Here is a 638-nt window from a genome sequence, read left to right as displayed (position 1 = left end):
GCCATCACCAGATAGTCGGCAGCGAGTTCCAGACGGATCTTCCGCGCGGCTTCGATGAACAGCAGGTACTGGTCGGCCAGCGCGAGGATCGAAATCTTGTGCAGGTCGACCTTCTGCTGACGTGCGAGCGCGAGCAGCAGGTCGAGCGGGCCTTCGTAACCTTCGACGTCGACGACCAGCGCCGGCTCGTCGTCGGGAACGACCTCGGCCGGCAGTCCGGTTTCAAACGACAAAATCTCAGCGCTCATGCACTTGCTCCTGCTCGAGCGATCAAGGCGTCCAGTTCCGCGCGGCCGGCGGTACGGTCGAACGGCTGCGGCTGACGGCGAGCAGCAAGAGCCGCCTTGGCGCGCTCAAGCGCCTTCCCAGCCAGAACCGGGGTCTCGCTGACGACGTCGCGCATCTCGTCCAGCTTGCCGTTGCAATGCAGGACCATGTCGCACCCGGCGCTGACGATCGCCCGCGTGCGTTCCGCGATCGATCCCGCCAGAGCATTCATGGACACGTCATCACTCATCAACAAACCTTGGAACCCGATACTGCCGCGAATCACCTGCTCGATGATTGTCGCAGAAGTCGTGGCCGGTTGGGTGGCGTCCAGAGCGCTAAACACAACATGTGCAGTCATCGCCATCGGC

The 638-nt window shown here is 63.0% G+C and carries 2 protein-coding genes; both read right to left on the bottom strand.

Going from position 1 to position 638, the window contains the following annotated elements; genetic code table 11:
• Nucleotides 1-248 (bottom strand): segregation/condensation protein A (locus tag AC1DS5_RS25170; RefSeq protein ID WP_477720973.1); only part of this gene is annotated, 248 nt, incomplete at its 3' end.
• A partial coding sequence (locus AC1DS5_RS25165) for a glycoside hydrolase family 3 N-terminal domain-containing protein (RefSeq protein ID WP_477720972.1) occupies nucleotides 245-638 on the bottom strand: 394 nt, incomplete at its 5' end. The genes AC1DS5_RS25165 and AC1DS5_RS25170, both read right to left, overlap by 4 nt.

The sequence above is a fragment of the Polaromonas sp. P4_H1 genome, from assembly GCF_056400945.1.
The sequence above is the reverse complement of the archived record's forward strand: the minus strand, read 5'-3'. Positions and strand labels throughout refer to the sequence as shown.